Here is a 13,642-nt window from a genome sequence, read left to right as displayed (position 1 = left end):
ACAAGCCTCCTATTTTGAGTTCCGTAATATCCCTCCCAGTACACTTGTATGAAATCAATTTCCAGCCGCAGAAAGCATGCGTCTGTAAATTGATTTGTGCACTGTGAGGGATATTACTGTTTTTAAGTCGCTGCGCGACAGCACTAAAGGGTAAAGTCGCTTCGACACACCGGTAATGAGAGAAACTTTTATTCGGAAGGGCTCTCATAAAAGTTTCTCTCGTGCGTCTTTGCGACTTTACCATAGCATTTCTTAGTTAAACTATTTGAAGTCTCTGCGCGACAGCACTAAAGGGTAAAGTCGCTTCGACACACCCATTTTCTCAATATGCGGCGCAGCATCCGTCGGTACGGGATTCTGTCGCTCCCACGTAAATCCCGTTTTCCATGCGCACAATCATCTCTGCGCGGCCGAAGGAAAAACGGTTCTCCGCCACCTCAATCTGATGTCCCCGGCGGCTCATAGACTCCATCCATTCCGGCTCAAAGCCAGGCTCAACCTTAAAGCTTAGCCCTTCCTTCCACTGCCACCTGGGAGCATCCAGACACATCTGGGGATTCAGGTGAAAGTCGAGCAGATTCATAACAACCTGCAGATGTCCCTGAGGCTGCATATAACCGCCCATGACACCAAAGGGTCCTATGGGACGGCCGTTCTGTGTCAGAAAACCGGGGATAATTGTATGATAACACTTTTTCCCCGGAATGAGAACATTAATATTTTCCGGATCAAGAGAAAAATCGTAACCGCGGTTCTGCAGGGAAACACCGTAATCCTCAATCACGATTCCGCTGCCGAAATCCATATAGTTGCTCTGGATGTAGGATACCATATTTCCTTCCTTGTCCGCAGTGCACAGATACACCGTTCCGCTCTTAGGCGGTTTTCCGGTCTTTGGAAGCCCGGCCTTTTCTCCAATCTCCGCAAAACGCTTCTTTCCATAGGCTTCACTGAGATATGCATGGTAATCCGTGCGCATATCCGCCAAATCCGTAACGGTTGCCAAAGCGTCTGCAAACGCCATTTTGATGGCTTCAAACTGCAGATGTGAAATCTCCTCCGGCTTCATGGCTGCTATATCAAAATTTTTAAGGATGTTCAAGGCCATAAGGGTGACGATGCCCTGCCCGTTGGGGGGAATTTCCCAGACGTCCACTCCCCGGTAATTGACAGAGATAGGCTCCACCCATTCCGCCTCGTACTTTTCCAGATCTGATTTTCGTAAAAATCCGCCGTCGCGTCTGCTCTGGGCATCTATTTTATCCGCTATCTCCCCGTAGTAAAAAGCGTCTCCCTTTGTCTCTCCGATTAAGCGCAGGGATCTTGCCAGGGCGGGGAATCTGACTATTTCTCCAAACTCATAGGGCTTTCCGTCCTTTGTAAACATACGGTACCACTCGTTAAAAGACTTGTCCTTCCCGAACTCCCGGGAATCTTTCTTTACATACTTATCCCAGAGAAAGGCGACTGCGGCCGAAACCGGAACTCCCTGCCGGGCGTACGTGATCGCCGGCTCTAAAACCTCGGAAAGCTTAAGCTTTCCAAACCGCTTGGAAAGCGCAGCCCAGGCCTTCGGCTGTCCCGGCACAGTCACAGGCAGCCATCCTCTCTTGGGAATCTTTTGATAACCTCTCTTTTGAACTTCTTCAACGGAAATGCCTTCCGGACTGCATCCCGATGCGTTCAATCCATACATCTGGTCCTTCATCCATACGATAGCAAAGGCATCGCCGCCCAATCCATTGCTGACCGGCTCTGCCACGCACAGGACGGCTGCGGCTGCAATCGCCGCATCCACTGCGTTTCCTCCCTTTTTCAACATCTCCAGACCGGCTGACGAAGCAAGGGCGCTGCTGCTGCAGACCATTCCGTTTCCGGCAGCCACACTGTACCGGCTTAATTGATAAGGCTGATGTATTGCGTCAAAATTCATAATGTGATTTTTATTTTTTCCTTTCTCAAGAATATCCGACTGTTACAGTTTTCTTAAAACCTCATTGAAATCCGCACTGGGGGAATCCGGAACGGTCTGGGCGTACATTTTCACGCCTCTCTCGGAAATCTCCTTCCAGAGCTTCAGCTCCTCCTCATCTGCATATACGTGGCTCAGAAGCTTTTCCTTTCCGGCTGCGGAGCACAGATTGCCTATATTGACTTCCTTGATTTCAATTCCCCGGTTCAGCAAGTCCAGAAGAGTCCGGGGACCCTTTACCAGAAGCATGACTTTCTTTCTGTCGTACTTTCCGGATTTGATATTCTCTTCCGCATGATCCTCATCCAGAATAAAGGATTTCACGCCTGCGGGGGTGGCCATTTTCAAAAGGGAGCACTGAAAGCTGTCCTTTGCCACTTTATCGTCCACTGCTATAATGGTATCAATACCTCTTGCCCGGCTCCATCCCAGGGCAACCTGCCCGTGAATCAGCCGTTCGTCTACTCTTATTAGTTGTAATCCCATACAATTCTCCTATTCTAAGTCGCTGCGCGACAGCTCTAAAGGGTAAAGCCGCTTCGACACACCGGTTATGAGAGAAACTTTTATTCGAAAGGGCACTCATAAAAGTTTCTCTCGTGCGCCTTTGCGGCTTTACCATTGCATTTCTTAGCTAAACTATTTGAAGTCGCTGCGCGACAGCTCTAAAGGGTAAAGCCGCTTCGACACACTGGTTCTGAGAGAAACTTTTATTCGAAAGGGCAGCTGCCAGAGGCAAATCGGCTGGATCTGCGCCCGGCAGCTTCAAAGCTGTATCTTTTTGATGGGCCTGTTTCAATCAGAGAACCCCGATAAAGCCCAGGACAAAGCCGATGATGATGATGGCGCACATGGCCCACATGGTGCTCTTTCCTTTTCTCAGCACGCCGTAAACGCCAAGGGTGCAGATTAACGGCAGAAGCTTGGGGAAAATATTGTCCAGTGTTGCCTGGAGCGCAACGCTTGCCTCTCCTGTAGTGTAGGTAAGGGGCGTGGTCACATTCAGCCAGGTGGCGGCCAGCCCTCCTACTACAATCAGTCCCAGAATCGTTGCGGCCTCCATCCAGGCCTTGATCTGGAAGCTCTGCATCTTCTCCATAAACTGATCCGCAAAATTGTATCCTGCCATAACGCCCCAGTATTGTACACCAAAATGAATGGCGTTGACAAGCAGAACAAAGATAAGGGGCGCAATCCCGTTTCCGCTCAGTGCCAGGGAGGCGCAGATACCGGCGGCGATGGGCCGCAGGGTCCCCCAGAAAAGGGAGTCTCCGATACCTGCCAGGGGGCCCATCAATGCGCTCTTTACGGCTGTAATATTCTCCTCGGGAACATCCTCGCCCAGGGCTTTCCGCTCCTCCATGGAGGCAACCATGCCGTAAATCGGGCCGCAGGTCCAGGGATGGGAATTGAAATATCCCAGATGACGCTTGTAGGCCGCTATGCGGTCATCCCGGTTTGGGTACAGCTTATTGATCAGCGGTATCATGCCCCACTCAAAGCCAAGGGCCTGCTGACGCTCAAAATTGAACGCAGACTGAACGGCATTGGAACGGACAAACAATCTCGTCAAATCCTTTTTGGTTAAAATCTTCTCCCCCATATTAAGCCTCCTCCTCTTGATTTAATCTGCGGAATGCATACAGCGCCACATAGGCGGTTCCCAAAAATGCGATGCCCATAACTCCAAAGCTTGGTATGTAAGCCGCAATGGCAAAACCGATAAAAAAGTAGGGCATAAATTCTTTTGTGCTTAAGTTATTCAGCAGAAGCCCAAAGCCCAGGGCCGGCAAAAGACTGCCTACAGCCTTGATTCCGGACATGATGTTCGCCGGGACTGCATTCATCAGATCGGTTACATACTGCGCCCCCAGGTACAAGGCCAAAAGCGTAGGAATAAAATACGCCAGAAAGTGAAAGGCGTTTCCTGCATGAACCATTAAGCTGATTCCCTTCCAGTCGCCTTTTTCTGCGTATTTGTCCGCCAGGTGAACCGAAAAAGCGCAGAAGGTCTTTGCAAACATCTCAAAGGTACTTGCCACAACTGCAACCGGAACCGCCACCATCATAGCTCCCTCCAGTCCGGTCTTAGATGTAATGGCAATGGCTGTTCCCAGGGCGCTTCCGATGGCCACATTGGAGGGAACGCTTCCGCCGATAGCCTGCGCCCCCATAAATACCAGCTCCAGGGAGGCTCCCACTTCCAGGCCTGTCCGAAAATCCCCCAATACCAAGCCCACAACAGGCCCCAGAACCAGAGGCCTTTCCAGCTGACAGTCTCCCAGGAATCTTCTCAGAAAATAGGTCAGGCCTGTAAGAAAGCTGATAATAAAAATTGTTGAAAAACTCATAAATACCTCCTTCGTAAAAATAAATTCATTATTCCATCTCCAAGGATTTGAGTATTTGCGGGCCCTTGCTTACACTCTGTTTCCTGTGCTTTGTAGTTCAATCATAACATCATTCCTTTTATTTGTCCATATATTTTTGATTTATATGTACATTTAGTTCACAAAGAGACATTAACGGAAACACGGAGGGTAGGAAGAGCCGAAAAAACAGGAGCCCTGCATGCTTCCTGTCATGCAAAACTCCTGTTTCTGATATCTATTTCCTGCTTCTGTTTTTATTGCTGTGCTTTGCTCTTTAAAGCCTCCAAAAGCTCCAATGCCGTCCGGTTGTATACGGGGTGGCGCACATAAGGAGCAATCTGGCAGAGAGGCTCCAGCACGAAATCCCTCTTGTACATCTCAATATGCGGAATGTGAAGCTCTTCATCATCCAGAATCAAATCATCGTAAAGCAAAATGTCCAGATCCAGCGTCCTGGGCCCCAGCGGACAATCCGCTCCCTTCCGGCCTCCTGTTCTATCTCGTGAAGGCGGTCAAGGAGCTCATGGGGCGGAAGAATTGTGCGTATCTTCATGGCTCCGTTCAGGAACTCGTCCTGCTCCTTCACGCCGTAGGGCTCTGTGGCCAGATAATCGGATACGGCCAAAACACGGCAGCCCTTTGTCTGCCTAAGGCCCTCCACTCCCAGATCCAGATATGCCTTCTTATCTCCCATGTTGGAGCCTAAGGCAATATAAGCCGTATGCCAGCTCCGCTCAATTTCTACGGAAACATCCTCCAGGGGCAGGCCGATGGGCGCCCAGGGCTTTTTGAGCTCCAGTCTCACGCCTTCCAGACGCTCGGTCTTAAGCAGCAGCTCCTCTGCCAGCCTTTCCACTGCTGTTTCCAGAAGCAAGAAGGTATGCTCCTCAAGAAAACGGCGGATAAAGTGGCTGACCTCCCCGTAGTGAATGGATTTTGTGAGATCGTCTTTTTGTCCGGCCTCACGGGTGGAAGTGTAAAGAACGGCCGAGATTACAAACTTCTGTCCCAGAACGTTTTCTTCCGGAAATACGCCGTGCTTTGCAAAAACCTCCAGATTTCTTATGTGTATCCGATCCATATGTTCCTCCATATCGACGCGCTTCTGTTTAGGATTCCTCCGGCCCTGCCGCTAAAATTGCTTTTGTCATCTGAATGGCGCGTTTATTAGCCTTTACGTCGTGAACCCGTACAAAGGCGTACTTTTTCATTACCGCTATCACCGTCGTCGCCAGCGTCCCTTCCTCTCTCTGATCCGCCGGCAGGCCAAGGGTCAGGCCGATGACGGATTTTCTTGAGGTTCCAAGGAGCATTGGATAACCAAGGGAATGGAAACGCTCCATATAGTGAAGGGTTTCCAGGTTCATCTCATAGGTTTTTCCAAAACCGATTCCCGGATCCAGGATGATTTTGTCGCTGGCAATGCCCGCCGCCCTCGCTATCTCAACGCACTGCCGGGTTTCACGCAGCATGTCCTGGTAAAAGTTCTCGTATTCTGCCTTCTCCTTGTTGTGCATCAGGCAGCAGGCCGCTCCTGTCTCTGCTATCAGTCCGGCCATCTTGGGATCGTACTTAAGGCCCCAGATATCGTTCACCAGATCCGCCCCGGCTTTTACAGCCGCCTCTGCCACTTTAGCCTTGTAGGTGTCAATGGAAATGGGAACGTCTATCCGCGCTCTCACTGCCTCTATCACCGGGACTACCCGTTCAATTTCTTCCTCCTCGGTAATCTGCTCGTGGCCGGGCCGTGTGGATTCGCCGCCGATGTCCACAATATCGGCCCCGTCCTTAACCATCTGCTCTGCATGGCCCAGGGCTTCGTCCAGGGTGTTCCATTTGCCGCCGTCAGAAAAGGAATCCGGAGTTATATTGAGGATGCCCATAATATAGGTATGTTCTGTGGTGTCAAAGCTTCTGTCTCCAATTCTCATATCAATCTCCTTTAGATGCGAATCTCCAGGTTCTTCTTCTCCTTTGGCCAGTCGCATTTCTCTCTTGCCGGGCAGGAATAGCAGCTTCGGGACAGCTTGTCGGCCCGGTAAAAGAGGCTTGCCAGGGTTTCCTCCTGTCCCTTTGTCCGATGCTCCCATATCAGCTCCAGTATCTGCTCCCGCTCCTCCTCGTCAAATCCGCAGTCCCTCAATATCTGCTCCGCCAGCTCTGCGCTTGCCTGCTCATGGGGGATCCCCTCCTCATACTGGCGGAAACGGCCGATATCATGGAGCAGTCCCGCTGCATAGACAATCTCTTTTTTGGCCGGAATCCCCTGCTCTAAGGCCAGAATCCAGGTAAGCCGGCCCACATCCAGAAAATGCTCCGGCGTGTGGCGGCAGAATTCCCGTTTTTCCTCCCAGGCTTTCAGCTTCGAAAGGCAGCTCTGATAGGTTTCATGCTGCCAGACGGCATTTACACGGTTCATGGCTGGCGCACCAGTGCCAGAAACCGGTTCTGAAGCTCTGCATTGTCCTGGAACACTCCGGTAGTTACCAGGGTCACGGTCTTACTTCCCGGCTTCTTGATTCCGCGCATAGTCATACAGGTGTGCTCTGCCTCAATCATCACGATGACCCCCTGGGGGTTGAGGCTCTCATCCAGGGCCTCCGCTATCTGGGCCGTCATCTTCTCCTGGATCTGGGGCCTTCTGGCAAAGACATCCACGGTTCTGGCCAGCTTGCTTAAGCCCACAACCTTTCCATTCGGCAGGTAGCCAATATGAGCCTTTCCATAAAAAGGAAGCAGATGGTGTTCACAGGTAGAATAAAAAGTGATATCCTTTTCCACCACCATATCATTGCGCCCGGCCGTAAACTGTTTCTTGAGATGCACAGCCGCATCCTCATAAAGGCCTCCGTAAATCTCCGCACACATCCGGGCAATCCGGTCTGGTGTTTCCAGCAGACCCTCACGTTCCACATCCTCGCCGATTCCCTCAAGCATCAGCCTGACACCGGCTTTTATCTTCTCGTAATCCATCATCAAAAAAGAGCCCCCTTTCTCTGAGCCGCCATACATTTCAGCCTAAAGACATGTGCCTGTAAAGTATTGCGGAACATAATTCCTGGAGACTGCTCTTTTTGCATCCGGCCACAATCCGCGGATCAAAAAAGCATCTCCATAATGTGACAGAACATATGACGAAATATCCCTCCACAATATGAGATGCGATCTTATATTGCTGCAACGGGTGCGGTAATCATATCGTAAGACTGACATTCCCTGCCTGCTTTTCGTTTCGGCGGCAACTCCCCATCCGCTGAACACTTGACGCATGAAAACCTATTTTGCATATTATTCTAAATGTTAATAAATTACCCTCAGCCGGCTGCCTTTCTCTGCCGGCTGAGGGTATTATAGCATAGTGTGGGAAAAAGATCTATAGCTTTTTATCATGGGATCTCCGAAACTCTTTCGATAATAGAAACAGACCGAAGAAAATCCCGTTCAAGATGAGAGCCGAAGGGATCATGGCCCATGTTACCTGCTGATTTTCAAGCACTTCCACAGAATAATCATTGGCAATCACCAGCGTCAGATTATTATTCAGAAAATGCAGGATCACCGGAACCCAGATATTGTCTGTCTTCAGATAAGTCCAGGCAAAAAAGATACCTAAGGCCACGCAGGTGATCATCTGGGAGATCAGCATAACCAATCCCCGGTCTGGGGTCGTGTAGTAAAAAAAGTCCAGGAACACATGCCACACGCCCCATACCACGCCCAGAACCAGCACACCGGCGCGCATGCCGAAGCGTTTCTGAAGCAGGGGCTGCAGGTAATAACGCCACCCGTATTCTTCTCCAAGAAACGGCGCAAAGGCAAGGAAGAAATTCACCACCAGGAAAAGCATATAAATCCACGCGCTGGGATCTGCCAGAATCTCCAGGATAGCCCCCGGTTCGCCCTCCATTGCGTAAGCAGCGGCGGCGCGGCCAAAATAGAGCAGTAAAAATACCAGGATGCAGAAAAAGGAGGCTTTCCATTTCTTCCACCCAAGGCCGTAGGCGGCTCTTCGCTTCTTTCCCGACAGGAGAAGGGGAATCCAGCAGAGGATGCTTCCGCCTATGATCACGTACTGGCTGAGCACGGCCCACAGAGAAACGCTCTGCTCCATCATAGTGACGGTTTGCTGCGGCATTGCCACAGACAATATGCACAAGGCTATCATAGCAGCCGTCACCAGTAAAAAGCAGGCATAAAACCATTTGGGAACAAGACTGTCCTTTTCTTCCGTGAGCATATACGCCAGCATGACGCCGGCGGCCGGGTAGAACATCTGAGCACTGGGAAATATGCTCATTTCCACCGGTATGGTGCTTCCGTACCAGGTGAGAATTCCCATCACATATGTTACCCCGTAAGCGATTAGGAGAAAGATAAGGAACTGCTTCTTTGTTTTTGCTGTTTCTGTCATTTCATACCACTTCTTTCTGTTATGATTCTTTTGCCGCCTTCAGCGAACAAGGGACGAATGCCCTGCTCACCGGACACATGGCTTATTTTATCACACAGCCGTTTCAGATGGATGAAAAATGCCCAGATGGTTTTTTTACTGCCTGAACAGAAGCAGCTTCTCATAAAGGCTGCCCGGCCATACGCTCAAGAAGCTTCTGCTTCATATTTCTGGAAAAGGGGCAGCGCTCTTTGTTTTTTAAAACAACCTCTTTTGTTTTCAGATTCACCTGGGCAATCTCGTCTGTGCGCACCAGGTAAGCTCTGTGAATCCGGATAAACTGTTGTCCCAGCTTTTCCTCCAGCTCCTGGATGCTGCCGATAAAGTCCAGGCGCTCCTGCCGGGCGTGAAGTTCAATCCGGTGGGTGCGTCCGGCTGTGGCAAAGTAAAGGATCTCTTTAAGCGGAATATGACGGACTACATCCAGGGTCTTGACGGTAAAGTATTCCTGCTGCTCTCCCTGTTCCCGGCTCACGCGTTCTTCTATTACCTTCAGACAGTGGGAAAGTCCTTCGTACATTTTCTCCGGATTTTTCTTGCAGATGTAATCCAGGGCTTCCAGATGGTAGCGGAAGGTCTCAAAGGCCAGATCCTGGAAGGCCGTGACATAGACGAGAAAGCCTCTGGCATCTATTTTCCGTATTTCCTGTCCAAGCTGGAAGCCGTCCATGGAGGAGCCCTTAAGCTCCACATCCAGAAAATAGATTCCCCGTTTCTGTTCCCCGGACAGATGCTTTAGAAGCTCCTTGGGGCTTTCTGTACACAGGGCTATTTCCATATCCAGACCCTCTATGAGAATCTTCTTTTCCAGCCAGGCGCGTTCCGCATTCCGGATGGCCTCTTCGTCCTCGCATATATAGATTGGCAGCATATGTTAAACCTCCTGGATTTTCAGCTCCTGCACAAAGCAGCCGTCCTGTATGGCTGTGAAGGGGAAGACAAAATCATACCTTCCCAGTATCCTCTGATAGCTTTCCAGTCCAATCCCGCGGCCTTCTCCCTTTGTGGTGTAGCCGGCTGTTCCAAGCTTCTGAAAGTCTACCCCATGATACATGGTATTTTTGATCCGAAAGGTGGTACAGCCGTCCTGACTGCTGATCATCAGATGAATTTTTGCATTCTCTTTCCCCCGGACCTCGTCCACAGCATTGTCCATAAGGATGCCAAGACACCGGCACAGATCTGTACTCCGCATCCGGGTTCTCTCAAAGGGCCGCAGCACCTCCAGCTCACAATGTATTTCTTCTTTTTGCATCCGGGCCAGCTTTTCCAGAAGGAGACCCTTGATCTCTACCATATGTACATTGGCCAGCTGATTTAGGAGACGGATCTGGTCGCCTGCCTGCCGGTCAAAATCCTCTGTCATTTCCTGGATAAAGGATTGGACTGCATCCATATCTCCTTCCTTTACCTGGAGATACATGCCGGCTGTCATATTTCTAAAATCATGGCGGAACCGGCGGAGCTCCTCCTGGATCTGCTCCATTTTTTCTATGTAAATAGCCTGCTGTCTTAAGTTGGCCTGCTGAGCCAGAATATACTGCTTCTGCTGCCAGTCCCGTCCCACATAAACGAAAATCATATGAATCACCAGAAGCATAACAAAAGGAAGAAGAAGGTATGCCCGGTTTTTTTCCGGATCGTTTATCACATGGTCTAAAGCCTCGCCGTAAACCGGATAAAGTCCCAGAAGGAGCAGAATCCCCTTGTGTATTTTTTCCTGCTGCAGCCATTGGCGGTATATCTTTGCAATGCCGGATTTTACAATGACCAGGCCGCAGAGCAGAAAGCAGCACGGCCTTATTCCAAACATCCAGAAGAGATATTCCCAACGCTGTGAGGCAATCCTAAGATCAAAAAATCTCCCGTACAGATATAATTGGGAAAGCAGATCGCCATAGGAGCCCAAAATCTCGATCATCAGTACGCTAAGGCAGCAATCCCGAAAGGAAACCTTATACGCAATGCGCAGAATCAGAGCCCAGCATACAAGATTAAAGTACTGCCAGGCAATAGTGCCTATGCTATAGGGAAGACGCCAGAAGCCAGTCCGGTAACAGACAGCCCCAACAGTTGAAAGCAGCAGCACCCCGAACAGAGCAGCCAGGATATATGCACTCCTATGCCGGATCCCCCGATTTGGAATACGGCCCAGGAGAATGCCGGACATCCAGAGGAAGAAGAGTAAAGTGACGGCCATACTTAAAATATTTGCAGATACAACTTGTAGAAAGCTCATAGCAGTTCCTCTTCCTTTCCCGATTTCTCTTTATTATATCAAATTTGTTATGTAATTCAATTCTGTTTTTTAAAAGCTTGTCCCTTCTCAACTCATTGGCAGGAAACAAGACTTCCGCCGCTCAGCCTCTCTTGCCGGGCACACAAAAAAAACTGCCGCTGATCCTCAGATCAGCAGCAGTCTTTCTTGATGTCCGTCCAGATATTCAACAGCCCCGTCCTTGCAGATATCCTCCTCCAGATACATGAACACCTGCTGCCCGTCCCAGATCTTTGCGTCATCATACACATTCAGCTCCAGGGCATAGCAGGTTTTATCCTCCACAGGCCGCTGGCCGTGGCCGGGCAGGAAGCCTTGATTGCCGTATTGTCCGATGCTTGGGCCGGCGCCGTGGCCGAAGGTTCCAAGGGGATGGGTATAAAGCATGGGGCGGATGCCCTCGTCCTTTGCCCTCTTTACTGAGCAGGCAAAAACATCATTGCCTGTGACGCCCTCCTTAAGCTCCTCCATTACAATCTCCCGGAAGCGGTTTCCCTTGTCAAGAAGCACCTGGAATTCCTCCGGCGCCCCGGTTTCCCCCTCCTTTAAAATATACGCTGCCCACTGCATGTCCGTGTGCAGATGTACATAGCGTCCGTTGAGCCCGATGTCACAGTGCAGCAGATCTCCCGGCTGAATTACCTCGTGAAACATTCTGGATACACTGCTTCCCTTTCTCTGCAAATCTACATCTGCTCCAAACCAGTAGGAATAACCAAGGGCTGTAATCATCTCGCGCATACACCATTCAATGTCTGTGGTGGTGGTCGTTCCAGGCTTCACAAAAGCTTTGCTAAAGGTATAATCTACAATATCATGGGTTACGCTGGTCAAAACCTTCATGGCCTCCTTTTCCAGCGGAGACACCCTCTGAAGCCAGCGCACTGTCAGTTCTTCTCCATCACAGATGCGTGATGCATAGAGCTCTCCCACTGCCTCCTTAAGATTCTCATAGAGTGTAGAGGACAGTCCGTCGCAAAAACCGTACAGAAAGCTTCTGTTTACCGCTATTTTCTTTGGTGCCAGCTCCGCCACGATACGGGCTGCCGCCTGCCAGACGGTTTCTTCCTTTTCCTGCACATTTTCGTAAATACTGCTCATCTCTGGGGAGTGCATGCCTACTGCCATCCTGCGGATCGCGCCGGTCTCTTCATTCCGGTGAAAGAGTAAAATGCTGATTCTTCTGGCCTCCGGCATATCCCATGTAAAAAGCGTATGGATGATGGGATCCTCACAGTTTTCCCGGGAGAGCACCACCCACATGTCCATCCCGGACTTTTCCATGGCCCAGGGCAGAATTACGTCAAGACGTTCCTTCAAGATACGGGTGCTCAGCTCCGCCTGGGCCTTCAATGGGTAAAGGCCTGCGGCCTCAAGCTTTTGCTTCATCTTCTCAATTGTCTGTTGATACATTCCTCTTCTCCTATTCCAGTTCCGTAATATCCTTCCCAGTTCCGCATTCCCTAAAGAATGCACCATTTTTATAATTCTATCAACTGCTTTGCCGCTCTCGTCAAATTCCTGCAGCCGTTCTCTGTGAGGAGGATATCATCCTCGATGCGGACGCCCCCAAAGCCAGGAAGATAAATCCCCGGCTCCACGGTCATTATCATCCCTGGTTTCAAGGGAATATCGCCTGCCTCATTCTGCGCAAAGCGAGGGCTCTCATGGATATCAAGCCCAAAGCTGTGCCCAAGGCCGTGGCCGAAATATTCCCCGTACCCGGCCTCCTCTATGACCTTCCTGGCAATCCCATCGATCTCCCGTCCGGTTTTTCCCGGCATCACTCCTTGAATGGCCGCCTCCTGAGCCGCAAGCGTGACTTCATAAATCTCCCTCTGCCTCTCTCCTGCTCTTCCTAAGCATACGGTTCTTGTCACGTCGGACCAGTAGCCCCGAAAGCAGCAGCCGAAATCCATGGTAATCAAATCCCCCCGCCGTACACGCCGTTCCCCGGCAATGCCGTGTGGCAGCGCTCCGTGCTCTCCCGACGCCACAATAAACCGGTCTGCCATGCGCTCCACCCCTGGGTAAGCGCGCATATAGCTCTGTAGGATACCGTCAATCTCCGCCTCCGTCATCCCCTCAGTAAGCCTTGCAAGCACATGCTCAAAGGCAAGGTCTGTAATCTCACAGGCCCTTTGTATCCTGCGTTGCTCCTCCTCATCCTTTACCATGCGAAGCTCAAGCAGCACATCACTGATATCCCCCGCAGCATTCAGCCCCTTTTGGGCCAGCAGGTGCGAAAACCGAAGTGTCGCAAAGTCATGCTCCACGCCCAGACGCAAAAAGCCCTGCTCACAAAGCCAGGAACACACATCCGCCTCCCCGGCAATCTTTACCGCCTCCCAGTCCGGGCACTCCTTGATCGCCTGCTCCTGGTAACGGAAGTCCACAAGAAAGCAGCATTTCGTCTCTGTGATTACCACATAGCCGGTGCTTCCCGTAAATCCGCACATATAACGCCTGTTGGAAGGACTGAAAATCAGAGCCGCATCCAGCTCCTTCTCCCGAAGGAACTCCCGGATCCGCAGTATCCGCCCCTTATCACCATTCATGCCAAATATCTC

The 13,642-nt window shown here is 50.7% G+C and carries 12 protein-coding genes, 1 pseudogene and 1 riboswitch; all 13 genes and pseudogenes read right to left on the bottom strand.

Annotated features, from left to right (window positions below; translation table 11 throughout):
- Nucleotides 1–322: 322 nt before the first annotated feature.
- A complete protein-coding gene (locus VV089_RS22495; RefSeq protein WP_334337486.1) occupies nucleotides 323–1,933 on the bottom strand; it encodes a gamma-glutamyltransferase family protein in 1,611 nt (536 codons plus the stop codon).
- A 42-nt stretch (nucleotides 1,934–1,975) separates the two neighbouring features.
- Nucleotides 1,976–2,458: a PTS system mannose/fructose/N-acetylgalactosamine-transporter subunit IIB gene (locus VV089_RS22490; protein WP_334337485.1), complete on the bottom strand. Its 483-nt coding sequence runs from the start codon at nucleotides 2,456–2,458 to the stop codon at nucleotides 1,976–1,978.
- A gap of 313 nt (nucleotides 2,459–2,771) precedes the next feature.
- Nucleotides 2,772–3,575, bottom strand: coding sequence for a PTS system mannose/fructose/sorbose family transporter subunit IID (locus tag VV089_RS22485; protein WP_172540558.1), 804 nt, complete (start codon nucleotides 3,573–3,575; stop codon nucleotides 2,772–2,774).
- A gap of 1 nt (nucleotide 3,576) precedes the next feature.
- The gene (locus VV089_RS22480) at nucleotides 3,577–4,323 is read right to left on the bottom strand and encodes a PTS mannose/fructose/sorbose/N-acetylgalactosamine transporter subunit IIC (RefSeq protein WP_334337484.1); all 747 of its coding nucleotides are present in this window, start codon (nucleotides 4,321–4,323) and stop codon (nucleotides 3,577–3,579) included.
- A 275-nt stretch (nucleotides 4,324–4,598) separates the two neighbouring features.
- Nucleotides 4,599–5,425, bottom strand: a pseudogene (gene folK, locus VV089_RS22475) (2-amino-4-hydroxy-6-hydroxymethyldihydropteridine diphosphokinase).
- 28 nt (nucleotides 5,426–5,453) lie between these two features.
- A complete protein-coding gene (gene folP / locus VV089_RS22470; protein ID WP_334337483.1) occupies nucleotides 5,454–6,275 on the bottom strand; it encodes a dihydropteroate synthase in 822 nt (273 codons plus the stop codon).
- A gap of 11 nt (nucleotides 6,276–6,286) precedes the next feature.
- Nucleotides 6,287–6,763 (bottom strand): HD domain-containing protein, encoded by a 477-nt coding sequence (locus VV089_RS22465; RefSeq protein ID WP_334337482.1) that lies wholly within the window; start codon nucleotides 6,761–6,763, stop codon nucleotides 6,287–6,289.
- Nucleotides 6,760–7,320, bottom strand: a complete 561-nt coding sequence (folE, locus tag VV089_RS22460) for a GTP cyclohydrolase I FolE (RefSeq protein WP_334337615.1) — start codon at nucleotides 7,318–7,320, stop codon at nucleotides 6,760–6,762. Before folE ends, VV089_RS22465 begins: the two co-directional genes overlap by 4 nt.
- Nucleotides 7,321–7,520: 200 nt before the next feature.
- Nucleotides 7,521–7,630, bottom strand: a riboswitch (THF riboswitch).
- Nucleotides 7,631–7,717: 87 nt separating this feature from the next.
- Nucleotides 7,718–8,755, bottom strand: coding sequence for a CPBP family intramembrane glutamic endopeptidase (locus VV089_RS22455; protein WP_334337481.1), 1,038 nt, complete (start codon nucleotides 8,753–8,755; stop codon nucleotides 7,718–7,720).
- A gap of 160 nt (nucleotides 8,756–8,915) precedes the next feature.
- Nucleotides 8,916–9,665, bottom strand: a complete 750-nt coding sequence (locus VV089_RS22450; protein WP_334337480.1) for a LytR/AlgR family response regulator transcription factor — start codon at nucleotides 9,663–9,665, stop codon at nucleotides 8,916–8,918.
- Between the two features lie 3 nt (nucleotides 9,666–9,668).
- Nucleotides 9,669–11,033, bottom strand: coding sequence for a sensor histidine kinase (locus VV089_RS22445; RefSeq protein ID WP_172541064.1), 1,365 nt, complete (start codon nucleotides 11,031–11,033; stop codon nucleotides 9,669–9,671).
- Nucleotides 11,034–11,198: 165 nt separating this feature from the next.
- Nucleotides 11,199–12,485 (bottom strand): M24 family metallopeptidase, encoded by a 1,287-nt coding sequence (locus tag VV089_RS22440; RefSeq protein WP_334337479.1) that lies wholly within the window; start codon nucleotides 12,483–12,485, stop codon nucleotides 11,199–11,201.
- 68 nt (nucleotides 12,486–12,553) lie between these two features.
- Nucleotides 12,554–13,630, bottom strand: a complete 1,077-nt coding sequence (locus VV089_RS22435) for a M24 family metallopeptidase (RefSeq protein ID WP_334337478.1) — start codon at nucleotides 13,628–13,630, stop codon at nucleotides 12,554–12,556.
- Between the last annotated feature and the right edge of the window lie 12 nt (nucleotides 13,631–13,642).

Source organism: Candidatus Merdisoma sp. JLR.KK011, from assembly GCF_036941125.1.
Classification (GTDB): Bacteria; Bacillota; Clostridia; order Lachnospirales; family Lachnospiraceae; genus Laedolimicola.
The sequence above is the reverse complement of the archived record's forward strand: the minus strand, read 5'-3'. Positions and strand labels throughout refer to the sequence as shown.